This window comes from Methylocella tundrae, assembly GCF_038024855.1.
GTDB lineage: Bacteria > Pseudomonadota > Alphaproteobacteria > Rhizobiales > Beijerinckiaceae > Methylocapsa > Methylocapsa tundrae.
The window spans coordinates 1,159,877-1,185,866 of the sequence record NZ_CP139089.1; the positions used below are offsets into that span (position 1 = coordinate 1,159,877).

General features: G+C 61.7%; 24 protein-coding genes, 1 tRNA gene and 1 pseudogene. 14 read left to right on the top strand and 12 right to left on the bottom strand.

Annotated elements, in window-relative coordinates:
- Positions 1-221 precede the first annotated feature (221 nt).
- From SIN04_RS07835 to gspD, 5 genes are all read right to left on the bottom strand, one after another.
- Positions 222-1,673, bottom strand: coding sequence for a carbohydrate porin (locus SIN04_RS07835; protein ID WP_166795875.1), 1,452 nt, complete (start codon positions 1,671-1,673; stop codon positions 222-224).
- A gap of 327 nt (positions 1,674-2,000) precedes the next feature.
- Positions 2,001-2,074 (bottom strand) — tRNA-Gly (locus tag SIN04_RS07840).
- A 78-nt stretch (positions 2,075-2,152) separates the two neighbouring features.
- A complete protein-coding gene (locus SIN04_RS07845) occupies positions 2,153-2,722 on the bottom strand; it encodes a tetratricopeptide repeat protein (protein WP_244605717.1) in 570 nt (189 codons plus the stop codon).
- A gap of 8 nt (positions 2,723-2,730) precedes the next feature.
- Positions 2,731-3,330, bottom strand: coding sequence for a prepilin peptidase (locus tag SIN04_RS07850; protein WP_134488085.1), 600 nt, complete (start codon positions 3,328-3,330; stop codon positions 2,731-2,733).
- Entirely contained in the window at positions 3,327-5,669 is a 2,343-nt protein-coding gene (gene gspD / locus SIN04_RS07855) for a type II secretion system secretin GspD (protein WP_341264351.1), read from the bottom strand. Before gspD ends, SIN04_RS07850 begins: the two co-directional genes overlap by 4 nt.
- 296 nt (positions 5,670-5,965) lie before the next feature.
- Here gspD and SIN04_RS07860 point away from each other — a divergent pair, with 296 nt between their 5' ends.
- The 10 genes from SIN04_RS07860 to SIN04_RS07905 all read left to right on the top strand — a co-directional run bounded on the left by SIN04_RS07860 (position 5,966) and on the right by SIN04_RS07905 (position 14,743).
- Positions 5,966-7,642, top strand: a complete 1,677-nt coding sequence (locus SIN04_RS07860) for a GspE/PulE family protein (protein WP_134488089.1) — start codon at positions 5,966-5,968, stop codon at positions 7,640-7,642.
- 136 nt (positions 7,643-7,778) lie between these two features.
- Positions 7,779-8,996, top strand: a complete 1,218-nt coding sequence (locus SIN04_RS07865; protein ID WP_134488091.1) for a type II secretion system F family protein — start codon at positions 7,779-7,781, stop codon at positions 8,994-8,996.
- Positions 8,997-9,138: 142 nt separating this feature from the next.
- A complete protein-coding gene (gspG, locus tag SIN04_RS07870; RefSeq protein ID WP_341264458.1) occupies positions 9,139-9,624 on the top strand; it encodes a type II secretion system major pseudopilin GspG in 486 nt (161 codons plus the stop codon).
- The gene (locus tag SIN04_RS07875) at positions 9,621-10,082 is read left to right on the top strand and encodes a prepilin-type N-terminal cleavage/methylation domain-containing protein (protein WP_134488093.1); all 462 of its coding nucleotides are present in this window, start codon (positions 9,621-9,623) and stop codon (positions 10,080-10,082) included. The genes gspG and SIN04_RS07875 overlap by 4 nt, the downstream gene beginning before the upstream one ends.
- The gene (locus tag SIN04_RS07880; protein WP_166795876.1) at positions 10,060-10,485 is read left to right on the top strand and encodes a type II secretion system protein; all 426 of its coding nucleotides are present in this window, start codon (positions 10,060-10,062) and stop codon (positions 10,483-10,485) included. The genes SIN04_RS07875 and SIN04_RS07880 overlap by 23 nt, the downstream gene beginning before the upstream one ends.
- Complete coding sequence (locus SIN04_RS07885) at positions 10,482-11,240, top strand: PulJ/GspJ family protein (protein WP_134488097.1); 759 nt, start codon at positions 10,482-10,484, stop codon at positions 11,238-11,240. Before SIN04_RS07880 ends, SIN04_RS07885 begins: the two co-directional genes overlap by 4 nt.
- Positions 11,237-12,145, top strand: a complete 909-nt coding sequence (locus SIN04_RS07890) for a general secretion pathway protein GspK (protein ID WP_244605720.1) — start codon at positions 11,237-11,239, stop codon at positions 12,143-12,145. The genes SIN04_RS07885 and SIN04_RS07890 overlap by 4 nt, the downstream gene beginning before the upstream one ends.
- Before the next feature lie 209 nt (positions 12,146-12,354).
- Positions 12,355-13,482: a PilN domain-containing protein gene (locus tag SIN04_RS07895; RefSeq protein ID WP_134488102.1), complete on the top strand. Its 1,128-nt coding sequence runs from the start codon at positions 12,355-12,357 to the stop codon at positions 13,480-13,482.
- Positions 13,479-14,030: a type II secretion system protein GspM gene (gene gspM / locus SIN04_RS07900; protein ID WP_134488104.1), complete on the top strand. Its 552-nt coding sequence runs from the start codon at positions 13,479-13,481 to the stop codon at positions 14,028-14,030. The genes SIN04_RS07895 and gspM overlap by 4 nt, the downstream gene beginning before the upstream one ends.
- Positions 14,027-14,743, top strand: a complete 717-nt coding sequence (locus SIN04_RS07905) for a hypothetical protein (protein WP_341264352.1) — start codon at positions 14,027-14,029, stop codon at positions 14,741-14,743. The genes gspM and SIN04_RS07905 overlap by 4 nt, the downstream gene beginning before the upstream one ends.
- A gap of 64 nt (positions 14,744-14,807) precedes the next feature.
- On the opposite strand, the gene tolB is transcribed toward SIN04_RS07905, so the two are convergent.
- From tolB to ybgC, 5 genes are all read right to left on the bottom strand, one after another.
- Positions 14,808-16,088 carry a Tol-Pal system beta propeller repeat protein TolB gene (tolB, locus tag SIN04_RS07910; RefSeq protein WP_244605941.1) on the bottom strand — a complete coding sequence of 427 codons (1,281 nt, stop codon included), beginning with the start codon at positions 16,086-16,088 and terminating at the stop codon, positions 14,808-14,810.
- Positions 16,089-16,168: 80 nt separating this feature from the next.
- Positions 16,169-17,299, bottom strand: a complete 1,131-nt coding sequence (locus tag SIN04_RS07915) for a cell envelope biogenesis protein TolA (RefSeq protein ID WP_134488108.1) — start codon at positions 17,297-17,299, stop codon at positions 16,169-16,171.
- Positions 17,300-17,305: 6 nt separating this feature from the next.
- A complete protein-coding gene (locus SIN04_RS07920) occupies positions 17,306-17,752 on the bottom strand; it encodes an ExbD/TolR family protein (protein ID WP_134488110.1) in 447 nt (148 codons plus the stop codon).
- A 172-nt stretch (positions 17,753-17,924) separates the two neighbouring features.
- Entirely contained in the window at positions 17,925-18,668 is a 744-nt protein-coding gene (tolQ, locus tag SIN04_RS07925) for a protein TolQ (protein WP_134488112.1), read from the bottom strand.
- Positions 18,669-18,859: 191 nt separating this feature from the next.
- Positions 18,860-19,306 (bottom strand): tol-pal system-associated acyl-CoA thioesterase, encoded by a 447-nt coding sequence (gene ybgC, locus SIN04_RS07930; protein WP_134488114.1) that lies wholly within the window; start codon positions 19,304-19,306, stop codon positions 18,860-18,862.
- A gap of 143 nt (positions 19,307-19,449) precedes the next feature.
- Here ybgC and SIN04_RS07935 point away from each other — a divergent pair, with 143 nt between their 5' ends.
- Both SIN04_RS07935 and SIN04_RS07940 read left to right on the top strand, forming a co-directional pair.
- Positions 19,450-20,478 carry an NAD(P)H-dependent glycerol-3-phosphate dehydrogenase gene (locus tag SIN04_RS07935; RefSeq protein WP_134488116.1) on the top strand — a complete coding sequence of 343 codons (1,029 nt, stop codon included), beginning with the start codon at positions 19,450-19,452 and terminating at the stop codon, positions 20,476-20,478.
- A 91-nt stretch (positions 20,479-20,569) separates the two neighbouring features.
- A complete protein-coding gene (locus SIN04_RS07940) occupies positions 20,570-20,983 on the top strand; it encodes an EVE domain-containing protein (protein WP_134488118.1) in 414 nt (137 codons plus the stop codon).
- Positions 20,984-21,141: 158 nt separating this feature from the next.
- On the opposite strand, the gene SIN04_RS07945 is transcribed toward SIN04_RS07940, so the two are convergent.
- Positions 21,142-22,134, bottom strand: a complete 993-nt coding sequence (locus tag SIN04_RS07945; RefSeq protein WP_134488120.1) for a cytochrome-c peroxidase — start codon at positions 22,132-22,134, stop codon at positions 21,142-21,144.
- A 344-nt stretch (positions 22,135-22,478) separates the two neighbouring features.
- Positions 22,479-23,885 (bottom strand): adenosylhomocysteinase, encoded by a 1,407-nt coding sequence (gene ahcY / locus SIN04_RS07950; protein WP_134488122.1) that lies wholly within the window; start codon positions 23,883-23,885, stop codon positions 22,479-22,481.
- A 367-nt stretch (positions 23,886-24,252) separates the two neighbouring features.
- Between ahcY and SIN04_RS07955 the strand changes: the two are divergent.
- A pseudogene (locus SIN04_RS07955) lies at positions 24,253-25,019 on the top strand (IS5 family transposase).
- A 145-nt stretch (positions 25,020-25,164) separates the two neighbouring features.
- Positions 25,165-25,941 (top strand): FkbM family methyltransferase, encoded by a 777-nt coding sequence (locus tag SIN04_RS07960; RefSeq protein WP_134488126.1) that lies wholly within the window; start codon positions 25,165-25,167, stop codon positions 25,939-25,941.
- The last annotated feature ends 49 nt before the right edge of the window (positions 25,942-25,990 follow it).

Genomic DNA, 25,990 nt, shown 5'->3' on the forward strand with positions numbered 1-25,990 from the left:
TGTCCTCGCCGGAGGCTTAGCCCTGGAGCGGCGGCTCCGTCAACGTCCTCGGCGCCCGCCGCCGCGGACCCGCGTCTGGAAAAACCGCGCGCCTCCCCGAAATTCTCCAAGCGGTTTCAGGTTGAGCGACATCACTCAGCCGTTTCGAAACCGCCACCATTTCAAGAGGTTATGACATTTTCTGACGCAAAACCGGTGTCCGCCTTTTTGCTGAAAATGCTCTAGAATTGCACCGTGGTACGAACGCCAAACACCGCCGCGTCGGGAATGCGTCCGCTCATCGGGTTCAGCGGATTGACGGCGCCTCCGCCCGGATGAAAGACATATTCAAAGTCGGGTTGAACCGTCCACCCGGGGACGATCTGTGCCTGATAGGTCGCTTCAAGCAGCAACTCATAATTGCGCGACGCCCGCGGCGTTCCGGCATAGGCGGCTGCGTCAAGATCGAGCGCATGAACCGATGGAGAGAGTTCAGAATAGGCGACCGACACGCCGAACAGGTCACAAGGACGCTGGCTCCAAAGCCCGATGAAATCGACGCCCGCGTCGGCATAAAAATCCATGAGATTGCGATCGCTGGGCGAACCCGTGACGCGCGCAAAACCGCCGATGCCCGCTTTCGGATCATCGCCCGGCAGCCGCCAGAACATCTGGTCGATCGCGCCATAAACGCCAAAATCGCCGGTGCGCTTCATAGCCTGGCCATTGCTGCGCGGGTCCGCCAGCGAGAGGCCGTCTGTTCCAAAACGCTCGTCATCGAGCCTGCCGAATTGATACCAGCCGCCGAATTTCACCTTTCCGGCCAATCCGTCAGAATCCTTGTCCTGATTATAGGCATATTGCGCCTCGCCAATCAGGAAAGGAACGTCGCGCAGGCGAAAATTGGCGCCAAAGTGGTCGAACTCCGCCGGTCTTCCGGTAATGCCGGCGCCTGTCGGATCGCCATTGAAGACAGCCCCCAGCAGCGTCAGTTGATCCGTCGCCTTGAATTTTACGCGAACCGCAGGCGTCGCATAAGGATAGGCTGGGCCTCCGCTGGGGAAATCGGTCGCAAAAATGTTCGGCCAACCGAAGGTCGAGTTGAGGGACAATTGAGCAAATTCACTGATGAAGAACTCGCAGTCGGCCGCCAGTTGACCGGCGCGGACCGCCAGTCTGCCGTCAAAGAAATTCTGCTCGACCCAAAGTTCAAACATCAAGAACGCGGGATGCGCCGCGATATAGCTGATCGCCGAATAGTTGAAGAGATTGTAAGTTGAAAGGCTCGATCCGGCGATCGCATAGGAATTCACATGAGAGGTGAGCCCTTTGACGCCGGCAATTTTCTCCATATCGGCGTCGAGCCCAAGTTCGATGCGCTGTTCATAGAGCGCGCCCTGCCTGACGCCGCCCATCGGATTGCCGAAAACCTCGCCAATGTAATTCACCTGAAGGTTGAAGCCCCGGTCGAGCAGCATCGTCTTGAAAGCTCCCAGCTGCGGAATGCTGGATGAGATTGAGGGCTGATCGCTGGGAGCAGCGGCCGACGCTTCCAGAGGAGCCGCCGGCGCGCTTGCCGCAACGTCAGCGGCTTCGGCCATCGCCATCGACGCCATGCTCGCGACCGCGGCGGAGCAGAGGATCCACAATTTCTTGGCCGCGCGAAGCCTTTGGGGGGCCACAGCTCTTAACATCCCGATCGCCTTATGCTCGCTCATCATGCCAATGCTTGGCGCATGGCGTTCGATAAGGCGCAGGCTGGGCTATCTACAACATTTCTATTCTCTTATTGTTTTAATTCTAAATACAATTCTCGGGATATAATTTAGCTATTCAAAGCGGCGTGATATGTAGATGCAAATATACAACAAGACGCGGATTTTTTGCGGCCGACGGCGGATACGCTCGCGCAGGGCTCACGGGGCAGTTCAAGCTGGAGCCACGCCCAGGACTGACCGATAATTGCAGGAGCAAGGGACGGCCCTCGCCCATTGCAGCGCCGGGCCGGACAATGTGGAAGCTGGAGCGGGTGAAGGGAATCGAACCCTCGTATTCAGCTTGGAAGGCTGCTGCTCTACCATTGAGCTACACCCGCGTCGCGCGGCCGAGTCGTCCCCGGCGCCGCCTGAAGCCTATACGCTATCCGCTCGGATCGAGTCAAAATCGCCGATCGTCAGAACCCCGCCTGGATCGGCAGACAAGGCGTCGGCGGGGGCCCCGAAAAAGCCAGCAGCTGCGCCATCTGCCGCTCGGCTAACGTCAACTTCGAGAGGACGGCGTCACGAATTTTGACCCACTGGTCGCGCTCGGGGCCCGCGCCTCCGACGGCGAGGTTCAACCACGTGTAGGCCATCACGTAATCCTGGGGCACCCCCTGCCCTCTGTCATACATGAGCCCGAGCATATATTGCGCATTGGGGAAACCCTGCCCGGCCGCGCAATGATACCAGCCGGCCGAGACCATGTAGTTTTGCGGCACGCCCTCGCCATTGGCGTACATGTAGCCAAGGTAAGACTGCGCGCGTGCGTCGCCCCCGACGGCGAGCGGCAGGAAAATTTCTGCCGCCTTGACATAATTGTGGGCGGCGGCGGCGGACATGCCCTCGCGCAGGCGGCTCCCGGCAAGGCATTGCAGCGGCGCGGCGACCAGCAGAACCATGAAGATAATGCGGCGCCCGCGACGGAGCGCCGCCGTTCGCGCTATATTCTTCTTGCCCCTGAGCCCGAAAGTTGCGATCGCCATAGACATCCTCAGAACTGAAAAGCAACGGTCTGAATGAGCCAGCACACCCAGATCGCGGGCGCAAAGAACAGCCCGAATGGCAACCGGGCGGCACGGTCGAACGGACGCCGGTCCGCTATCTGATTGAACGCGTAGACAGCCAGCGCCGCAAGCGCCGCGATCTCGACGGCAAGCGGCATGAAAGTCCAGTCAAGCCAGGCGCCCGCGACGGCGGCGAGCTTCACATCGCCAAGGCCCAACCCCTCACGCCGGCGCAGGCGGCCATAGATCTCGCGAAGTCCGAAAAAGGCGAGGCCGAGGACCGCCGCGCGGCCAAGGGCGAGGCCTATCCCCTCGAGCGCGTCCGGCCACGCGTCATAGGAGGCCTCAACGAGGCCCAGCAGAAAGGCGGCGAGGCAGAGGCTGTTTGGAATGATGAAACGGCGCGCGTCAATGGCGGCGATGGCCAGCATCAGAAGCGCCAGCCCGCTCCCGAACCAGCGCCCGGTCCCATCGGCGACGGACACAGTTGCGCCAAGCGCCACGGCGGCGAGCGCGGCCGGCTTGATCATTGCGCGGTCGGCCCATGCCGGCATGCGGGAGGCGCCTGGAGCCGCGCTGCGGTTCATTGCTGCAGGGCCCGCGTTGGCACCGGGGTCACGGCGCCTGTCGGATAGACGCTGCCGACCTTCTCGCCGCGCAATTTGGCGCGCAATTCCTCGGCGACGAAAGAAGCGTCGACGCCGTCGTGGATCACCTGCGGACGGATGAAGATGATGAGTTCGGTCCGCTGCACGTTGTTGTAGGCGTTGTTGTTGAAGGCGTTGCCGAGAACGGGGATCTGGTCGAGAACGGGAATGCCCTGCTTGGCGCCGCCCTGTTGGTCCTGGATCAGGCCGGCGAGCAAAACCGTCTGTCCGCTGGCGACATTGATCGAGCTCTTCACCTTGCGCTGGGTGAAGGTCGGCCCGAGCGTCGTCGTCGCGGCGACCTGTGCGCTGATCTCCTGTTCGATGTCGAGCGACACATTGCCGTTGAAATTGACCCTCGGCTGAACCCGCAGGATGATGCCCGTGTCCTTATAGTCGATGGTGTTGACGACGGCGTTGTTGGCGGAGAGCACGGTCGCCGAACCCGTCTGGATCGGCACCTGCTGACCAACCTGCAGGGTCGCCACCTGATTGTCGACGACGACGAGCGATGGATTGGAGAGCACCTTCACATTGGTGTACTGATGCAAAGCGTTGATGATCGCGTGAGGGCTCAACTGATTGCCCAGCACGAGATTGAAGCCGGGCAAAGTGCCCCCCTGTGTGGCGGAGGTCTGCGCCAAGGGAATAGCGGTCGCGGTGTTGGTGATCGACCCATTATTGATGCCAAGGCCGAGATTGCTGCTGCCGAGGAAGAACTGGACGCCGTAATTCAGCGTGTCGTTCAAGGTCACCTCGGCGATCGTCAGATCGACCGCGACCTGCAGCTTCGGACGATCGATCTGCTCCAGCGCTTTTTCGATGACATGATAGCTTTGCTGATTGGCGTAGATCACGATGGCGTTGTTGGGAATGTCCGCCATGATCCTGACGCCGGGCAGCAACACCGGTCCTTTGCCGCCGCCGCTCGATCCCGAACCCGCGCCGGCGCCCGCGCCGCCTGTATCTGCGCCGCCCGCCGCCCCGCCGAGCCCGCCGAACGGACTTGGGTTCGAGCCCGAGGACCCAAAACCGCCGCCACCGCCGCCGCCCGCTCCCATTCCCCCCGCGCCTCCGGCGCCCATTCCCGTTCCCGTTCCAGCACCCCCTCCGATCCCGCCGCCCGTTCCCGCGCCTGCGCCGCCGCCGCCAAGGCCCGAGGATGAGGCCGATCCGCCGCCCGTCAATCGATCCGCCGCCGAGAGACTGCCGGAGCCTGGCGCCAGTTGATTGGCCCCAGAGTCGAGGCCGCCGCCGGCGCCGCCCGTGAACAAGTCATTCAGCAGCTTGGCGATCTGCTTGGCGTCGCCATACCGGACCCGGTAAACCTTGACCCCCGTGCTGGTCATCGACGATCCGTCGAGGCGGGAAATCCAGGTCGCCGCGGCGCGCAGCAGCTCGGGCTTGCGGGCCACCACCAAAATCGCGTTCGAGCGCGCGATCGGCTGCAGCTTGACCATGTTCTGGCTGAGGCCGGCTTCGCCCGAATCGAGAATTTTCTCGAGCTCCGCGACAACCGGCTCCGGACTCGTGTTGCGCACCGGGAAAATGCCGACGGACTGGCCGCGCATCCAGTCCTGATCAAAGCTGAGAATGGTCTCGACGGCGGTGCGGCGCTCGACGCCATTGCCGACCACGATGATCAGATTATTTCCAGGATCAGCGCGTATCGAGCCGGGCCGCGTCGCAAACCCCTCCAAGAGCTTCATGATCGTCGGCACGGCGACATGCTGCACCGGGACGATGGTCATCCCGTAACCCGGCTCCAGCTCGCCGCCGGCGTGGTCCACGCCGCCATTGCCGACGGCGTCGTCGACCGGGATGATCCGATAGCCGCCGGCGTCATGGGTCAGCACCGCATTGGCCGTGCGAAGCGCGCTCTCGAGCACGAACAGGAGCCGCGATTTCGGAACCGGACGGCCGGAGGACAGCGTGATCGAACCCTGCACCCGCGGGTCGACCGAATAGCCAACGCCCAGAATGTCGCCGAGAATGACTTTCGCGACCGCCGTAACCGGCGCGTTGTCGAAATTCAGGTCGACGCCTTCGCCGGCTCCGGCGCCCCCGCCGCCGGTCGCGGATGCAGCGGAGCCTGCTCCGCCCGCCGGCCCCTCGACGCCATAATAGATCGCCGGCCGGTCGCTGCCCGACGCTCCCGTGTTGGCCGTCTCGGCTCCTTTGGGAAATCTCGGCTGAAGATCGAGGCCGCGAACCTTGTCAAACGCGTCAGGCGATTCAGTGCCGCCGCCCGTCAATGGCAGCTGAGAGCACGACGCCACAAACGCCGTCGCCCACAGGAGCAAGGCGATCGAAACCAATCGGCTCGAAAGATAAACTTTGGCGCGGCGCTGAATTCTGAACAATAACCCCAACCCGAATAAAAGCGACCAACTGATGCGCGTCCAAAGCCCGCTAGCGAATATCGTCACAGTTTGACACTATAATGTAAATCTTCGCCATTCTTACGGTAGAGGTCAAGCTATGCGCCGGCAGCGTCGGTCAGGTCCCATTTTCCCAGTGATCCCTTCGTGGTTCGCCGAACGGCTAGCTTAGTCTCATTGGCAGGCAGGACGCTATGAATCAAAATCCACTCAACGAATTCGCCAAGCATCTTGTGGACAAAAGACACTTGTCGTCGGAAACCCCGCTCGACTCCGCGACCGAAGGGAGCGCGGAACCGACCTTACGCAAATTATGGGAAGCAAGCGATCTCTCGGCTCATGGGTTTGCCGACGAAGTCGCACATTTTTATGGCATACCGCGTCTGAGCCTGCCTGAACTCGTGTCGGCGAAATCCTTATGCGATCGCTTTGCGCCCCGCTTCTTGCGCGAGACCACGGTATTTCCCTTCGTGACCGCCGAGGGCGAGCATAAGCTCGCCGCCGCGGATCCAAGCGACCGCGCCGCCCTGCGCGCCGCCGAAATCGTCCTTGGCGTTTCCGTCGCGGTCGAGGTCGCCTCCTTCGAGGACATCGCGATCATCCTTGGCGAGCGGCTCGGCGGAGAGGACGCCGCGCCTCAGAATGAGCGCCGATCCGCAGGCGCCGACGACGACATTGAAAGCCTGCGCGATCTGGCAAGCGGCGCCCCTGTCGTCCGCGCCGTCAATGATTTGTTTGAAAAAGCCGTGGAGCTACGCGCCAGCGACATCCACATCGAACCCTTTCGCAATGCGCTTACGGTGCGCATGCGCGTCGACGGGCTGCTGCGGGCGGTTCCGGCCCCGAAAGACACGTTGCCGCAGGCGCTGATCTCCCGCATCAAGATCCTCGCCGGGCTTAACATTGCCGAGCGGCGCCTGCCGCAGGACGGCGCGGCCCGCCAGCGCATCGCAAGATCCGACGTCGACATCCGCGTCTCAACCATGCCGACGCAATATGGAGAATCCGCGGTGCTGCGCTTGCTGCCGCAAGATCGCGGTCTGCTCGACGTCGCCCGATTGGGATTATCCGCGGCCGACGAAAAGATCGTAACGCGGCTGCTTGCTCTGCCGCATGGGATGATCATCGTCACCGGGCCGACCGGCAGCGGCAAGACCACGACGCTCGCGACCATGCTCTCCTTGCTCAATCAGCCGTCGCGCAAAATTCTGACGATCGAGGATCCGGTCGAATATGAAATTCCAGGCATCAACCAAAGCCAGGTCAAGCCCGCGATCGGTCTCACTTTCGCCACGGCGATGCGCGCATTCGTGCGCCAGGATCCAGACGTCATCATGGTGGGTGAAGTGCGCGACGCCGAGACAGCGAATATCGCCGTTAACGCGGCGCTGACAGGCCATCTCGTCCTGACCACACTGCACACCGAATCCGCCGCCGCCGCCATCCCGAGGCTGCTCGACCTCGGCGTTGAAGGCTTTCTTCTCAAGTCCACCCTGCGCGCCATCATCGCGCAACGTCTCGTGCGCGTTCTCTGCGACCGCTGCAAGGTCCAACGGACCCTGACCGATGATGATCTCGCCGATGATCCCCGCCTCAGCGCTCTCGGCCTTAAGGCCGACGACTGCATCTGCGAGCCGGCGGGATGCGAACGCTGCGGCGGCGTCGGCTATCGCGGCCGCAACGGGATCTTCGAAATGCTCGAATTGCGGGGGGAGGCTTACGACCTCGTCGGGCCGCAGGCTGACGCGCATCAGATCGATCTTGCCGCGCGCCGGTCCGGCATGACGACCATGGTCGAGGACGCCGTAGCCAAATGCCGCGCAGGGATAACGTCCACCGCTGAAGTGCTCCGCGTAACGACGCTGCGCTAGCCAAGGTCTTTTCAAGGACTTCCAAATCGACTAGGAGAAGGCATAAAATATTAGCGATAAGAACACCACAGCCGCGTAACGTAATAGCTTTCGCGATCCCGCTGCAAAGTTCACTCAACATGCCAAGACGTTCCAGATGTTGAATTTTCGCTATCAGGCCTTAACCCAGACTGGCGAGGTGGTGAGCGGAACGATCTCGGCCGCGAGCGCGTCGGAAGTCGCGCTGCGCATCGAATATCTCGGCCTCATCCCCATTGAAACGGTGCGCGACGATGGCGGCCGGACCGGGTCGGCCTGGTGGACGATCAGCGTCGCCGCGGCCCCGCGCTTTGAGGATGTGACCTTCTTCACCGGCGACCTGGCGCTGCTCCTCAAGACAGGCGCGCGCATCAATGAAGCGCTCGATCTCGTCGCGACGGATTCGGACGTCGGACGTTTGCGGCCGACCATCGCCAAGATCACCGCGACAATTCTCGGCGGCGAAAGCTTCGCCGATGCGCTATCGCATTACCCTTCGCTGTTTTCGCCAATGTACGTCGCCCTCGTGCGCGTCGGCGAGACGTCCGGCAATCTCGTGCCCGTGCTCGAGGCGCTGGCGGCGGAGCGCACGCGCTCCGAGGCGTTGCGCCGCAAGGTCGTCGACGCCCTGCGCTACCCCGCATTCGTTCTGTCCGCCGCCGGCGCGGTTTTGATCTTCTTTCTGACATTCGTGCTGCCGCAGTTCGGCGCCGTGCTGCGCGATTTCAACGCCAAGCTCGATCCGATCGTCACCGGATTTCTCAACCTGTCTGATTTTTTCTCCGCCCACATTCAGGCGTTGGGAGCCGGCTTCGTCACGCTCGCCGTCGGCGCGTGGCTGCTGCTGCGCCAGCAGAAGGTGCGCGCCGCGATCATGGAGACGCTCGGGCGCATGCCTTTGCTCAGCAAAGTCTTGAGCTATCAGCGGACCGCGGTCTTTTGCCGCAATCTCGGCGTGCTGTTGACGGCGGGAGTGACGCTCACCGCGACATTGCGCATCCTCGCCGATATGATGGCGACGACGGGGCGCTCGAAGGCCTGGGGCCAAACCGTCGACATCGTCCGTCAGGGCGGCAAGCTGTCCGATGCGCTGAGCGAAACGCAGGCGCTTCCGCCGATGGCCATCCGCACGCTCAGGCTGGGCGAGGAATCAGGCCAGCTGCCGATGCTCGCCGAGCGAATTGCCGGCTACTATGAAGTCAAACTGCAACGCAGCCTTGATAAGCTCGTCGGGGTCATCGGTCCTCTGGCCATCATCAGCATCAGCGTCATAGTCGGCGGACTGATCGTATCGATCATGACGGCGCTCATGTCGGTGAGCCAGGTGGTAGGGTGAGCGATGCCCCTGAAGGTAATAAATTCTTGAATTTGGAAGCGATTACAACATGAAGAAAAAAGACGGGCCTGCCAAAACCATAGGCGAACGCCGGACCGCGCGAGTTGAACTCCATCCGAGGCGCGCGGCGCTCTGGCTGACGATGCGCGCCGCCAATCGCCGCGCCGGACCGCCGCCGGACGAAAGACATGGCGAGGCTGGCTTTACGCTGGTCGAAATTCTGGTCGTCATCACGATCATCGGGCTCATCATGGGCCTCGTCGGACCGCGCGTCCTGAACTATCTTTCCGAATCGAAGGTCAAGGCCGCTACAATTCAGATCGAGAGCCTGTCCGGCGCGCTCGATCTCTATTATCTCGATCTCGGACGCTATCCGTCGACCGCGCAAGGGCTCGCGGCCCTCGTGCAGCGCCCCGGCGGCGCGAACGCCTGGAATGGCCCGTACCTCAAGAACGCCAATGTTCCGAATGATCCCTGGGCTCATCCCTATATCTATCGTTCGCCTTCGGAACATGGCCCCTATGAGATCACCTCCCTTGGCTCCGACGGACAGGAAGGCGGAACCGGCTTAGCCGCCGACATCAAGAGCTGGGAAATCGGAGGCACGAAGAAAGCGGAGGGGCGATGAAGGAGCGATGGGACGAGAGCGGGTTCACCCTGCTTGAAATCGTCTGCGTCCTTGCCATCATTGCGATGCTGGCGGCGATTGCGCTGCCGGCGTTTCCGCACGGCACCTCGCGCTCGCGGCTCGAGGCTCTGGCCGTCGCGACCGCGGCCGTGCTCAAGTCCGACCGCAACGCGGCGCTGCGCCGGGGCGCTCCTGTTTCGACGGAAATCAACACGGTTGCGCGAACGGTCCGCTCGGGCGCCGGCGGGGGGTCCGTCAGGGTGCCAGGGGATGTCGCTTTCAGCGCAATCCTCGCCGATAGCTGCGACCAGCACGACGCGGGAACGAGCATTTCCTTTTTCGGGTCGGGACTCTCCTGCGGCGGCACGTTATCTCTCTCGCGGCTCGGCGCCACGTTCGAGATCCGCGTCGCGTGGCTGACCGGAGGCGTTGAGATTGTGCAAAAGAAGACCTTCTGAGGCCCGCGCGTCCGCGGGTGGCGAAGCGGGATTCACGCTGATCGAGGTTCTGATCGCGCTCGCCGTCGTCGCCGTTTGTATCAGCGCCATTGGAGCGCTGATGGGGACGAATATTCGCGCCGTGCATCAGATCGATCAGCGGCTCGTGGCTGTTTCGACGTTGCGTAAGGTCGAAACCGCCCTGCCTGAGCGGTCGAAGCTCGTCGCCGCGGATCTTGCCGGCGACGCTTCTGGCGGGACCTGGAGCGTCTCCGCCTCTCCCTTTATCGACCCATCGCCGCCAGTCGCCGGGAAAGAGCCGCCAAACTGGGTCCCCGAGGCGATTGTCGTGAAGGTTCGCTCTCCATCGGGATCGCTTGTCGAGGTCGAAACACTCCGTCTTGTCCCGAGGACGGACAAATGAAAGCTCTGCGCGCGATCGCGCGCCGCGGCCTGGCGCAGCATGGTTTTTCGCTTATCGAAACGCTTGTGGCGGTCGCCCTCATGGGGCTCATATTGTCGATTCTCGCGGTCGTCACGGCGCAATGGTCTCCGCATTGGCAGGCCGGCTTCTCTCTTCTCCAGCGCACCGAACTCGTCGGCCTCGGGCTTGATCGCGTCGCCTCCGACCTCGCCGCCGCGGAATTCATCGCGCCAATCGGCGAAGAACGCGTCCTTTTCTACGGTTCGGAATCCGCCGTGACGTTTGTGCGATCGCCGATCGGCCCTAAACCCTCCACCGGGCCAGCGCCGACGGGCCTCGAGATCATACGATTCGCAAACAGTGAAAAGGAAGGCGGATTGGTGCGCTCGCGCATCGCATTCTCGCCGGCCGCCAGCGTCGGCGTCAGCACTGATGATTTCGAATTTTCAGACGCAAGCCTCCTGTTGCGCGCCCCATTGCGTTTATCTTTCGCTTTCGCGGGACCCGACCGGACCTGGGTCGACAGCTGGGACAAGGCGACCGTGTTGCCCGCCGCCGTCCGCATCACCGTCAGCAATGCGGATTCGGGCGAGACTCTCGCCGTTTCGACGGCGACCCTCATTCATGTCAACACAGCCGCCATCTGCGCCTCAGCCACGCCCTCGTCGCAATGCGGCGGCGGACAGTCGACCAAAGGCGGTGGTCAGCCGCCGCCGAACGACGCTACGAAACCAGCGAACGGAGAGGTCCTTTGAGGCTGTCGTCGACGGCAAGGGATCTCCCCCGAGAGCAAGGAGAGGCCGGCTTCATCATCGTCGCCGTGCTCTGGATTATCGCGGCGCTCGCGACGTTCGCGTCATGCTATGCGATCTATGTCGGCAATAGCGCGCTCGCGGCGCGCGTTTCCAGCGACAGGCTGCAGTCGGACGCCCTGATTTCAGCCGGGCTCGAACTCACCGCGCTGCAGCTGACCGGCCGGACGCCTGACGATCCCCGTCCGACTGGCGATTTCCGGTTTCAGCTAGCGGGCGCCAATGTCGCTGTGAATTTCCGCACCGAGGGAGCGCGCGTCGACCTCAACGCGGCGACGAAGGAATTGCTTGCGGGCCTGTTCGAGACGCTCGGCGCAAAGTCCAGCGACGCGGCCTATTACGCCGATAGGATTATCGGATGGCGCAAAAAAAACGAGGGCGCCGGTCAAAACAAGGAGGCCGACGCCTATAAGGACGCCGGGCTGAAATATTTACCCCGTCAATCGCCATTTCAGAATGTCGCGGAACTCCGGTTCGTGCTGGGTCTGCCGCCGGAACTCGTCGAAAGCGCGATGCCTTTCTTGACGATCTACAATGGAATCCCGCAGATCGATGTGATGGCGGCGCCCCCGGAGGTGATCCAGTCGCTGCCCCACATGACGCCCGACCTTGCAAAAACGCTCCTCGACACCCGCAGGACGAGCGATCCCAAAGCGATCATGTCCCAGCTCGGTCAGGCCAAGGACAGCGTTTCGCTCGACCCTCGCAAAGCGAACCGCGTCAACATGGCCATTCGGCTCAAGGACGGGCGGCGCGTGAACGCCGAGGCGGTCATCCTCCAGAACGACAAAGACACGGAGCCCTATGCCATCCTCGCCTGGAGCGATGATTTCGACGGCGTTTTCTAGAGCGCTTTCCGATCAAATGGAGTCATTCGATCGATCAGAAAAAGGCTTAGAAGCCGGATGCGATTCCTCCGGAACGCATTCTGCTCTAAAGTTTTTTCGCCAGGGAAGCTTAGCTGTTTCTCTTTTCGCATTTTCTGGCCGCTGAACGGCGGCGTTTCGCTTGAAAATGCCCTCACTTTGGCCATTCTGGCCGCCGAAATGGACATGACATGAGTTGGATCCACAAGATCCTCAATCGGGCCTCGGCTTGGATCGACGAAGTCGCGGCGGCGATTCTCGCGGCGGGCGAAGCATTGCGCCCGCCGCGCTTCGCACGTCTTGTCGAACAGGAAGACGGTGGCTTCCTGCTGCAAGCGGCGTCGGCGCCTGACGCCTCCTCGAAGCTGACGATCCGGCAAAGGGCGGCGCGGGAAAAGGCGCAAGCCGAGTTGCCGCGCGGCGCGATCCATATTGTCAACGGCGTCATCGCGCCGAAGGACGCAGCGACCTTGGCCCCGTTCGTGTCGCACGCACGAGTCGAATTCGTGCTGCGACCGGACCGATTCCTGATCCGGCCGCTTCAGCTGCCGCGCCGCGCCACCGATTTTCTCGAAGGCATCATCCGCGCCCAGATTGACAGGCTGACGCCCTGGAGCCCCGCGGAGGCCGCCTTCGGCTGGCGCCCCTCGAAGGAGGCGTCCGGCGAGCGCATGCTGGTGACTGTCGCGGCGACGGCGCGCGCGCGGCTCGCGCCTTACGTCAACGCCGTTCGGGGCCTTCGCGTCCAGGCCGTCACGATCTCGACGCAGGCGCCAGAAGGCGCGGCCCCGATCAAGGTGCTCGAACAAAAACTCGAGGGCGTCCTCGAAGCGCGCCGGCTTCGGCGCGGTCTCATCGTTCTCATCGGCGCGCTGGCGTTTGTCTGCGTCGCATCCGTGATCTTTTCCGCCATCGCCGGAAGCGCGCTCGAAGCGCAGCGCGATGAGATCAACCAAAGCATCGCGCAACGCCGCGCCGCGCTGCATCGAAACGGCGACGCGAACAGCGCTGCGGCGCTTGCGCTGCGGCAAAGAAAGCGCGATACGCCCTCGGCCGTGATCGTTTACGAAGAGCTTTCGCGCATCCTGCCCGACGACGCTTATTTGACCGAGATGCACATTCAGGGCAACAAAGTGCAGATCGTCGGCCTCGCGCATGACGCGCCTGAGTTGATCCACCTCATCGAGCAATCGCCGCATTTCACACATGCGACGTTTTTCGCGGCGACGACGCGCTCGCAGTCGGAGACGGCTCAGCATTTCTCAATCGAAGCGCATATCGCGCCGGTCTTCCGCGCGCCCGGGGCTGCGAGCCAATGACCAGCGCCGAACTCTGGAAACGCCTCAATCAATCGCATGCGCCAGCGGCCCTCGCCTATGCCGCCGCCGTGATCGCTTTGCTCGCAGTCATCTCGGTGACATTATCTGGATTGAGCGACGCCTATGCCGACTATGCCGCCGCCTCCGGCCGGCTCGCGGCGCTTGAACACCACGGAAAATCGGGCGATCAATCCGGCGACGATGAAGCCGCCGGCTCGCCTTTCCTCGATGGGCCTACGGTGACGATCGCCGGCGCCGATCTGCAGCAGCGCATCGTCAACGCCGTCACGGCCGTCGGCGGCGCCGTGCTGTCCTCGCAGATCGATCTGCAGGGATCTCAGGCGAGCCAGGGCTACGTCGTGCTAACCGCGAACTGCGAACTGAGCCAAACCGCGTTGCAGCCGCTCCTTTATGATATAGAAGCAGGCATGCCCTTTCTTTTCGTCGAACAACTGATCGTCCAGGCGCCGCAAGCCGGCGCTGATTCGGAAGACAAACGAATGCGCATCCAAATCGACGTCGCCGGGCAATGGCAGGTGGCGAAATGATCCGGCGCGACAGGGCGCTTTTCGGTTTGGCGCTGGCGGCCTTTTGCAGCGCGGCGGCCCTCGCCCGGGCGCAAAGTCCCAGCGACGCTCAGCTGAGCGCCGACCACAACGATCTCAGCTCGGCGTCTCCGGCGCGCCTCGCCGCGCCGGTCGAACATATCGACATCGAGCCGCGACGCGCGGACGCGCCCGCCGCGCAGCCGATATCGGGAACAGCCAATCCGCTCTGGGCGATCCCCATCGACTCATTGCATGCGACGCGCGAACGTCCGCTTTTCTCCGCATCGCGGCGGCCGCCGCCGCCCCCGATGACGGCGCCGGCCCAGGTCGAAGTCAGCGCGCCGCCTCCGCCCCCGGAGCCAGAAAAACCGCAGATCACGCTTGTCGGCGTCGTCCACGGAGGGGAGGCGGAGTTGGGCCTGTTTTCCGATTCGTCGGGCAAACCCATCACGCTTCACGTGGGTCAGGATGATCATGGCTGGGTCGTTCGCTCGGTCGATCTTAGGGCGACGACGCTCGAGAAGGACAATCAGCAGGTGAAGCTGGAGCTGCCGGCCCGCAACGCAGAGACCGCGGGATCGCCATTCGCGCCTCCTGTCGGCGTTATGGCCTCGACAAGCCCGGCGCCGCCGCCCCCCGGAGGCCGTTTTTCGCCCCACCCCTTTTCTAATCCGCCGCCCTGCCCGCCGCATGGGCCTTGTCCGCAGCCTTAGGCCCCAATCTGCGTCGCGGCGTCCGGCCTGACGCCGCGACGTTATGGCTTGAAGCGAACTCTGCTCAATTCAGCAGCGGGCTCCAGGTCGGATCGGACGCAAAGCTCGGCGTCGGGACAGGAAATTCAGCCCTGCCAAACACGTCGATCATATAGATTTTCGCTCCGCTCGAGCCGCCGGGATCGCGGAAGAACATCAAATAGAGCCCGTTCGGCGCCCAGGTCGGCCCTTCATTGTGAAAGCCCTCGGTCAAAATTCGCTCGCCAGACCCGTCCGGCCGCATCACCCCGATCGCGAATGTATTCGCTTTCTGCTTGGTGAACGCAATCAGATCCCCCTTCGGCGACCAGACTGGCGTCGAATAGCGCCCCTCGCCAAATGAAATCCGCTTGGGCGCGCCGCCATTCGCCGACATGATATAAATCTGCTGGCTGCCGCCGCGGTCGGACTCGAAAACGATCTGGCTTCCGTCCGGAGAATAGGAGGGAGACGTGTCGATCGCGCTCGAATCGGTGAGCCGCGTCGTCGTGCGCGAGCGAACGTCCATCGTGAAGAGATTGGAGGCCGAGCCTTGCGCCAGCGACATCACGATCTTCTGCCCGTCGGGCGAAAACCGCGGCGCGAAAGTCATGCCGGGGAAATTGCCGACGACTTCGCGCTGGCCAGTCTCGATGTTCAGCAACAGGACCTTCGGGTCGGTCGGGCCGAAAGACATATAAGTGACGTCCTGCGAGGACGGCGAAAAGCGCGGCGTCACGACGAGATCATCGCCACGCGTCAGATAGCGGACATTGGCGCCGTCCTGATCCATGATCGCAAGGCGCTTGCGCCGATGTTCGGGTGGCCCCGTTTCGTCAACGAAGACGACGCGGGTATCGAAAAAGCCGCCCTCGCCGGTGATCCGCGAAAAGATCGCGTCGGAAACGATGTGCGCGACGCGGCGTGAGTTATTGGGGTCCGTCACATATTGCTGGCCGGCGACCTGCTGGCCTGTGGAGACGTCCCAAAGACGGAATTCGGTTTGCAGCCGGCCATCCGGACTGCGCCCGCTCCGCCCGGTGACGACGAATTGCGCATTGAGCGCGCGCCAGGCGTCCATGTTCGGCGTCTGATCCGGATTGGCGATCGGCTCGACGAAGGTTTTCGAGTCGAGCGGCGCGAGGAACACGGAGCGCTTGAAATTATTGGTGATGATGCTGGTGGCTTGCGCCGCCGCGGCGGGATCTCCGGCAAAAGGCGTCACCGCTATCGACACCGGCTTGAATTCGCCGCGGCGAACATCGAGGTAGCGGTCCTCGGCGTGAGCCGGACTCGTGACCCATCCAGCCAATGGCTGCGTGAGCAGGACCGCGCATAATGCGAGCGGAGCCGCGATCAGCCGAGCGAGCCGGGTCTTCCTTAAGCGAGGCGTCAGATTGAAAATTGTCAAAGCATGTCCTCCGGATCGAAGCGAACAACCCGGCCTTTCCACTGGTCATAATAGGGCTGGTACTGCGCGGGAATGCGCAACGGATTGCAACGCCGGACGGCCCGTAGGGCGCTTTCGGCGAGAGAACGCATATTGGGGTCGGATGGCGGATTCAGCAGTTCCGGTTGACCCATCACTGCGCCATCCTGCCCGTATTGAACATGAATCTCGGGCACATATTTCTGTTCGCTGGTGACGCCGACGTAATTCCAGCAATGCCTGTACTGATCCTGCAGCAGTCCGTCGAGTTGCGCCCAGAGCGAGGGCGACATTTTCAAAGCGCTCGCCGTCGCCGCGCCGAGGGAGGCGACCTGCTGCAACTCATGGCCGGTCGAGGCTTTCTTCTGCGGCGCCTCCTTGTTGAGGAACCGGCTGATGTCGCTCGCATCGAACTTGTCCGCGGGATCAGCGGCTTCCTCGCCCGACTTTGGTTTGGCTGCCGGTTTCGGCGGCTGATCCTTCTGCGGCTTTTCCTGCTCGAGCAGCTTCGCCAATTCATCAGGCTTGAATTTCGGCTCGGCCTTCTTCGGCGGCTCGGCCGGTTTTGGCTTCGGCTCCGTCGCCGTCACCTTTTTTGGCTCCGCCTTCGGCCGCGGGACGGGCTTCGGCTCGACGGCGTCGGGCGATTCAGCCGAAGGCGGCGCTGGCGGCGGCGCAGCCGCGACGACGGGCTTTTGGACCTCGGGCTTTAGCTCCGGCTTGGGCTCGGCTTTGGCGTTGTCCTGAACCGGCCGCTCCGGCGGCTCTGGCGGGCTTTTCGCGTCGTCGCGGCCGGGATCGTCCTCAAGCTTGGCGCGGGTCGGGGGCGCTGGAATATCGACCTTGGCGTCGGGCAGCGTCGATTGCGGTTTCGCTTCCGCGACCTCGGCCAGTTTCTCAACTTTCTGCTGTGGCTTCTCGCGTTTCGCGGCGGTTTTTTCGCCCTTCATGATCTGGTTGAATTCCTGATCGCTGACCATGTCGACCGGGATGCTCTCCTGCGCATCCTCGAATTTGGCCGTGTGCGAAAAGGACAGCAGCGCGGCGGCAAGCAGCAAAGCATGCATGCCGCCAGAGACCGCAGCTCCCGGGTTGTCCCGCAACGACATTGAAGCTCAATTCTTGCTGGGGTCGGTGACCAGAGCGACCTTTTTGTACCCGGCGGTCGTAATGATCGACATGACCTCGGCGATCTTGCCGTAATTCACCTGATTGGCGCCGCGCACATAGATGCGCTCGTCAAAGCCTGATTTCGCGAGCTCTTTCAATTTGTCGGCGAGCTGGTTCATTTCCACCGGCTGGTCCATGACAAAGACGGCGCCCTTCTCGTCGATGGCGACGGATAGCGGCTTTTGATCGACATTCAGCGCCGCTGATTTCGTCTGCGGCAGGTCGATCGGCACGCCAGTCGCCAGCAAGGGCGCTGCGACCATGAAAATGATCAAGAGCACCAGCATGACGTCGATGAACGGCGTCATGTTGATATCGGCCATCGGCCGGTAGCGGGGCGAGCCGCGCCGTCCGCGGCCGCCCTTGCGCACTGCAATCGCCGACATGGCCATGTTCAAAAACTCCCGTGCAAGCGCCGGATAGGAAGCGGTCGGTCGCGGCCGCCGTGCTGTCCGCTTGAAGGACCGCCGAATGGTCCGCGACTTTCAGCTCTGTTCCATTCACCACGTTTCCCGGAAGCGAGACGATCATCGCTTCCGTTGAAAATGCCCCGAAAAATCATGCTCAGGCTGCCTGGTCGTGCGCCGTCCGCTGGTCAATCTGACGCGACAGGATCGAGGAGAATTCATCCGCGAAGCCTTCGAGCTGCGCCTGTTTCTTGGCGACGTCGCCCTGCAGCTTATTGTAGGCGATCAGCGCCGGAATGGCGGCGAAGAGGCCGATCGCGGTGGCGAAAAGCGCCTCCGCGATGCCGGGCGCAACCACCGCCAAGGAGGTGTTGCGCGAAGCGGCGATCGACCGGAACGACGTCATGATGCCCCAGACCGTCCCGAAGAGGCCGATGAAGGGGCTGGCGGAGGCGACCGTCGCCAGAACAAGAAGATTTGATTCCAGCTTCTCAACTTCGCGGGAGATCGACACGTCGAGCACTTTTTCAATGCGCGCCTGCAATCCCATGAAGGAGGAGACGCCGCCTTGCACTGAGCGGCGCCATTCCCGCATCGCGGCGACGAAAAGGCTTGCCGTGCCTGTCGTTGGCCGCGACGACAGAGTGGCGTAAAGCTCGTCGAGCGAGGCCCCCGACCAGAATACTTCCTCGAACTGCGCCATCGCGCGCTGGGTCCGGCGGAGCAAAATGGCCTTGTTGATGATGATCGCCCAGCACCAGACGGAGGCGCCAAGCAATCCCAGCATGACGAGTTTGACGACGATATGGGCGGACAGGAACATCGACAGGAGCGAGACTTCGCTTCCCGGAGCAAAACCGGTTGCCGCCACGCCCGTGGCCGCGATATCCGCAGGGTTCATCTCATCGTCCTCATCGGCTGGCGAATTTGAATGGAAGGCTATCGCCTTGCGCTGCGCGAACGCCCAATGCTCCGCAAAGCCGATTCCTCTTGACGCCAAAATCGGTCATTTCTGCGGCTTTATCTGACCCAAAGTTTAACCGTCAGCGCAGTTAAAATCCGGTTACCGTCCAGGATGGACAAGGCCGCCATTCAGGTTTTTGGTACCGCCCTGAGCTTATCGAGGAGCGACGCAGGGAGACGGATGGGTTTTCCGGCCGAGACGACAGCGATTTTGACCTTCGCGCCGACCAGAAGCTCTCCCCCGCGCAAAATCTTTTGGCCCATTTCGATCGACGCGCCTCCGATCGAATCCGTCCGCGTCTCGACGCTGAGCTTGTCGTCCATCAGAGCGGCCTTGCGAAAATCGAGCGCCATGGCCCGCACGGCGAAATAATAGCTGTCCTTCCCCTGCTCGAAAATCTCGCGGTGTCCAATGCCGAGAGCGCGCAGAAATTCGGTGCGCCCGCGCTCCAAGAATCGCAAATAGGAGGCGTGATAAACAACGCCGGAAAAATCGGTATCTTCATAATAGACGCGCAGGTCAAAGCGGTGCGGCTCGTCCGCAGGGCTTGCCGGTTGTTCAGATTTGTGTCGCATGAGCCTCGGACAATGGGTTTTCTGACCACGAAAAAGCTTAGCTTTTTTGCGAGCGATCGCTCAAGCTTGGCCGGAGTGGCCGAACCGGCGGACATGGTCGGCATATTGGCTCACGAACAATCGGTTGGGGATGGGGAAACATCATGACCAATGGGCGCAGCGGTCGAATAGCGGTCTTCGGCGCTGGCGCCTGGGGCACGGCGCTGGCCAATCTCGCCGCGCGCGGCGGCCGCGAGCCGCGCGCTGAAACCGTTGTGACGCTTTTCGCGCGTGATTGCGACCATGTCGCCGAGATGCAGGCGACCGGCGTCAACGCCCGGCGTCTGCCCGGTGTGCCGCTCCTCTCGAACGTTCGCCCGACCTCGGATCTCGCGGAGGCGGCGGCGGATGCCGATGTCATTCTAGCCGTCGTGCCGGCGCAGGCGCTGCGCGGTCTCCTCGAATCGCTCGAGCCGTTCGTCGCGGGGAGCAAGGCGCCAATCGTCGTCTGCGCCAAAGGCATCGAACATGGCACGGGCCATTTCCTCAGCGAAGTCGTGAGCGAAGTGCTGCCGGACCATCCGCCGGCGGTTCTCTCCGGTCCGAGTTTTGCGCAGGATGTCGCGCGCGGCCTGCCGACCGCCGTCGCTCTTGCCGCCGCGGACGCAGAACTCGCCGCCATCCTCGCTGGCCGGCTCGCGGGTCCTGGATTTCGCGTCTATTCCTCAACCGACGTGCGCGGCGTGGAGCTTGGCGGCGCGGCGAAGAATGTCCTCGCCATCGCAAACGGCGTCGCAGCCGGGCGAGACCTTGGCGCTAGCGCCGGCGCGGCGCTGGTCGCGCGCGGCTTCGCAGAACTCATCAGGTTTGGCCGCGCTTTCGGCGCGGAGCCCGCGACCTTGATGGGCCTGTCCGGCCTTGGCGATCTCGTGCTGACCTGCACATCCGCGCTGTCGCGCAATTTTTCGCTTGGCGTTGCGCTCGGGCGCGGCCAGACCGTCGCCGAGGCCTCCGCCCGCATCGGCCTTGCAGAAGGTCTTTACACCTGCGGCGTCCTCGTCGATCTCGCCAACGCGGCAGGAGTCGATATGCCGATCGCCAAAGCCGTCGACGCGGTGCTGGCCGAGCGGATCACCATCGACGAGGCGATCGCCGAATTGTTGGCGCGCCCCTCTAAAGCCGAGGGCGTATAAAGCCGAATTTCCTGAATTTTCGCGTAACTCCGCCGTCCAAGCGGATAGATTGCGCCGGGCAGAATCACTTCGCGCGGCGGGGACGGACGAAATGGCGCATTGGCTGATCAAAAGCGAGCCGAATAAATGGTCATGGGACGACCAGGTCGCGGCGGGCAAAAAAGGCACCTTCTGGAACGGCGTGCGCAATCATCAGGCAAAACAGAATTTGATGGCGATGAAGGTCGGCGAAGAGGCTTTTTTCTATCATTCGAATGAGGGAAAACAGATCGTCGGCATCGTGGAGATCATCAAGCCCTATTACCCGGATGACAGCGATCCGACCGGCAAGTTCGGCATGGTCGACGTCCGCGCGAAAAAGGCGCTGAACCGCCCCGTGACCTTGGAGGCGATCAAGGCCGATCCGCGGCTGAAGGATATGGTGCTGGTCAATAATTCAAGGCTGTCGGTGCAGCCGGTCAGCGACGTCGAGTGGCAGATTATTTGCGCGGAGGGCGGGGTTTGAAGGGCGCCTGATGCACCCGAAGCGGCGGCGCGGGAAGAGAGAAAAGCTCCGGTCGATAGCGAACAGAGACTGTCCGCCATCGACGAGTCATCCCGTTTTGACCCGACGCTGATGCGAGCGGCGTCAACCTCCTTGCGCCCGCCTGCGAAATCGCGCGCTCAACCGAAGGGTTGCGGCTGCGGGGTCTTTTTGGTTGACGGCGGCAGGTGCGGCAGAACGATCTGCGGCTGATCGCCTGTCAACGTCTTGAGGAAGGCCACGATTTTCGCGTTTTCCTCCTCCGTGAAGGTTCGGCCGAGCTGGAGCTTGCCCATCGTCTCGACTGCTTGCTCAAGCGTCGCCGCTCCGCCATCATGGAAATAGGGATAGGTGAGCTCGACATTGCGCAGCATCGGCACTTTGAAATTGAAACGATCAGCGTCGTCGCCAGTCACGGCGACCCGGCCCTGCGCCGGATTCGACGTCTTATAGGGCTCGACCACGCCCATTTTCTGGAACGAATTGCCGCCCACTCCAGGGCCGTTATGGCACGCGACGCAGCCGCTATCCTTGAACAGCGCATAGCCCTCGAGTTCCGTCTTGGTCAGCGCCGACTTATCGCCCTCAAGCCATTTGTCGAAGCGAGAGTTGGGCGTGACGAGCGTCTCCTCGAAGGCGGCGATCGCCGCTGTCACGCGATCGATGTCGACGCCGTCCGACCCGAACGCCCCTTTGAACTCTGTGGCGTAGGCCGGGATCGACTGCACGACATTGACCACCAACTCATGCGTCGAGGCCATTTCGACGGGATTGACCATTGGACCGCCGGCCTGCGCCTTCAGATCCTTGGCCCGCCCGTCCCAGAATTGCGCGAGGTTCAGGCGCGAATTGAGCACCGTCGGCGTATTGATGGGGTCCGGCTGCCAGTGGTCGCCGATCGACATTTTAAGATTGTCGGTCCCAGCCAAGCTCAAGTTGTGGCAGGAGTTGCACGAGATCGCGCCGGATTTGGAAAGGCGAGGGTCAAAATAGAGCTTCTTGCCGAGTTCGACGAGCGCGGGATTTGTTACTTTAGCGGGAGCGATCGGCTGGATAGGCTCTTCTGCGCGGACTGGTCGAACGAACACAGTCACGCAAGCTCCGAGCATAATTGCGAGGATGCGGCGTTTCATAAGATATCTCCGAGGGCGCCATCCGAATATATCGGGACGCTGTAGCCTCTGAGTCGCCTAATGCTTGCAGAAACGTAGAATACACGCGAAGTTCTACTTGCTTCGAAGCCTCAGTTGAAAAGCGCAGCGTGAGTGTCTACTTAGACGAACCTCGGATTTGCGTCCATAAACGACTAATTGATTGAGGCTCTTTGCCGCAAGCAGCCTCCTCGCGGCAAAGCGCGCGGGCAACCTCTCAGCGCAAATTGCGGATTTTTCCTTCGGAAATAGGTCCAGGCAGACGAAAGCGCGGCCGACGTGCAAAGACGACGACCGCGCTCAAGGTTTTTCCGCCGGGGTAAAGCTCAGTAGCGGTAATGATCCGGCTTGAAGGGGCCGTGCTCCGGCACGCCGAGATAGACTGACTGCGCGGGGGTCAGCTTTGATAGCCTCACGCCGATCTTGTCGAGATGGAGCGCTGCGACCTTTTCGTCGAGGTGCTTTGGCAGCGTGTAGACCTTGCGCTCATACTGGCCCTGCTTGGTCCAGAGTTCGATCTGCGCCAGCGTCTGGTTGGTGAAGGAGGCCGACATCACGAATGACGGATGGCCGGTGGCGTTACCGAGATTGACGAGGCGCCCTTCCGACAGAAGGATGATCCGCTTGCCGTCCGTGAATTCGATCTCGTCGACCTGCGGCTTCACATTATGCCATTTGAGATTGCGCAGGCCAGCGACCTGAATTTCCGAATCGAAATGACCGATGTTGCAGACGATGGCGCGGTCTTTCATCGCGCGCATATGGTCGATCGTGATGACGTCGATATTGCCGGTGCAGGTCACGAAAATATCGGCGCGGGGAGCGGCGTCCTCCATCGTCGTGACTTCATAACCTTCCATCGCCGCCTGCAGCGCGCAGATCGGATCGACCTCGGAGACGAGCACGCGCGCGCCAGCGTTGCGCAGCGAGGCCGCCGAGCCCTTGCCGACGTCGCCGAAGCCCGCGACCATCGCCACCTTGCCGGCCATCATCACGTCCGTGCCGCGCCGGATGCCGTCGACGAGAGATTCGCGGCAGCCATAGAGATTGTCGAATTTCGACTTGGTGACGGAATCATTGACGTTGATTGCGGGCCAGAGAAGCTTGCCGTCACGCTCCATGAGATAGAGGCGGTGAACGCCCGTGGTCGTCTCTTCGCTGACGCCTTTGATGGCCTGACCATATTTCGTGTAGAGGCCGGGATGGGAGACAAGGCGGCGCTTGATGGCCGCGAAGAAAACCTCTTCCTCCTCATTGCCGGGCGTCTCGAGGAAGGCCGTATCGCCAGCTTCCGCGCGCATGCCGAGATGGACGAGCATGGTGGCGTCGCCGCCGTCATCGAGAATGAGGTTCGGCGCGCCGCCGTCTTCCCATTCAAAAATCTTGTGGGTGTATTCCCAGTAGTCGTAGAGGCTCTCGCCCTTGCGCGCGAAGACCGGAATGCCGGCGGCGGCGATGGCGGCGGCCGCGTGATCCTGCGTCGAATAAATATTGCATGAGGCCCAGCGGATATCGGCGCCAAGGGCCTTCAAGGTCTCGATCAGCACCGCCGTCTGGATCGTCATATGCAGCGAACCCGCGATGCGAGCGCCTTTCAGCGGCTGGCTCGGACCATATTCCGCCCGTGTCGCCATCAGGCCGGGCATTTCCGTTTCGGCGATCGCCAATTCGCGGCGGCCCCACTCGGCCAGCTTGATATCCGTGATGGCGTAGTCATTGAACGAATGGGTCATGGCGTTTGACGCTCCCGAATTGCGATCGCGGCTCTATATCAGGACAGCGCGGCGTAGGCAATAAAGATATAAGCAAGTCTTTATATGGGAGATTTCAACGGTTCACAAGCAGCGTCAGGGCGTGGCGCGATATTTTCGATGAATCCAGATTGAGGGCGGATTGCAGCTGGCGCGGAGCGTCATGGGCCGCCCCCCTGAACGACAAGCTGGAGCCGAGGAGCGCCAAATGCCGCTGCGCGTTAGCGTCATGGGGGGCGTTCCGATCGCGAATTTGGGAAACCTAGATCGTAGTGACGAATTCCTCGCTGGAGGGATTCTCGGCGGTCGTTTTCCATGATTCAAGGCTGATTTTTGGAGATCAGCTCTGATGATTCGGGATGTCGATGCGCTACGCGACGATCAATGGGAGCGGCTTTGCGACCTCGTGCCGGGCGGCAGGGCCGGTCAGCGCGGGCCGCGCTGTGATAACCGGCGCTTCGTCGATGCGCTGTTATGGATGGCCCGCTCGGGCGGGCGCTGGCGCGACCTGCCCGAGCGCTTCGGCGACCATCAAGCGGTGAAACGACGCTATTACCGCTGGATCGAGCGAGGCGCGTTGGATGGGTTTCTGAAAGCGCTCACCACCGAAGCCGACCTCGAATGGCTGATGATCGATTCAACCATCGTGCGGGCTCACCAGCACGCTGCCGGCGCAAGAATCGCCAAAGGGGGGCGGATGCCCAAGGTTTGGGGCGATCTCGCGGTGGCCTGAGCACCAAGATCCACGCCGCGACCGACGCGCTCGGCAATCCCGTCCGCCTGCTGTTCGGGCCAGGCCAGCGCAACGACATCACCAAGGCGCACGCCCTGATCGAAGGCTTCGAGGCCGAAGCCGTCATCGCCGACAAGGGTTATGACGCCAATCACTTGCGCCAGGCTGTCCTCGAATGCGGGGCCAAACCCGTCATCCCATCGAAATCCAATCGCCGCGCGCCGCTCCACTACGACAAGGCGCTCTACAAGGAGCGCAATCTCGTCGAGCGTTTCTTCAACAAGTTGAAGCAGTTTCGACGGGTCGCGACAAGATACGACAAGCTCATCGCCAACTACCGAGGCTTCGTTCTCCTCGCCGCTATCGCCATAGTGCTAAGGTAAATCGTCACTACGACCTAGGTAGAGACCGCAATAGCGCCTGGATCAACCATGAACTAGCTTTGAACGCCTGACCATCCGACCGCGCCATCACTGCGAGAGCCATTTGATGGCAGAGCAGCGTTAATTGCCGGAGTGGAGATTCTTCATGGATGTTAAAGCAAAAGCCATACAAGTGACGTCCATATATAGAGCAAGCTCAGACCCTATACCGCTCGTTCTAGACTTACTAAGACTAAAGCGAAGCAACTACGTCGCCGAGTGTAAGGGATTTAAATTCGAGCTAAAAGCCAAATGCGGCGAGTGGTATACAGTTTTTGAAAACTTAATTCAAGAAGACTACTTAAAGCACGGCGTATCTCTATCGAAAGGCGACATCGTATTAGATATTGGCGCGAATTTTGGCGCCTTCACAGCACTAGCTTCAGCAAAAGTTGGCCAGACGGGGAAAGTTATTGCTTTTGAGCCTGATCCTCTAATACATCAGCGCTTAAATCAAAATATAAATTCTAATGGATTAGGAAACGTCATCACCTTTAACGAGGCCGTCAGCGGCAAAGATGGTGAAATGAGTTTTTTCGTTCATCCAAAGTCCGCCTTCAGCACTCTCATGGACTCTGTCGACCAGAGGGGAAACTCGGGCGCCACGCAAATTAAAGTGAAGTCAAGATCTATCAACTCGATCATCTCGAATATAGACGGCGAAATTAGTCTGCTGAAAATTGATTGCGAGGGTTCGGAGTATTCCATACTCGAGTCCCTCGACAAGGATCTTTCCTTCCGCATCAAGCAAATTTCGATGGAGGTGCATAAAGTGCCTAATCGGAACGAGAAGGAAATTTCTGTTATGCTTCGCAAGCTTGGATTTACAGTCAATGACACCTTCCCTCTGACCGCCTTCAGAGGCGAAGGTGGCCGCACGTAAGGCCGACTACGAGGCAAGCAATTTCGCCGGCCTGCACGGTCCGGGCGCG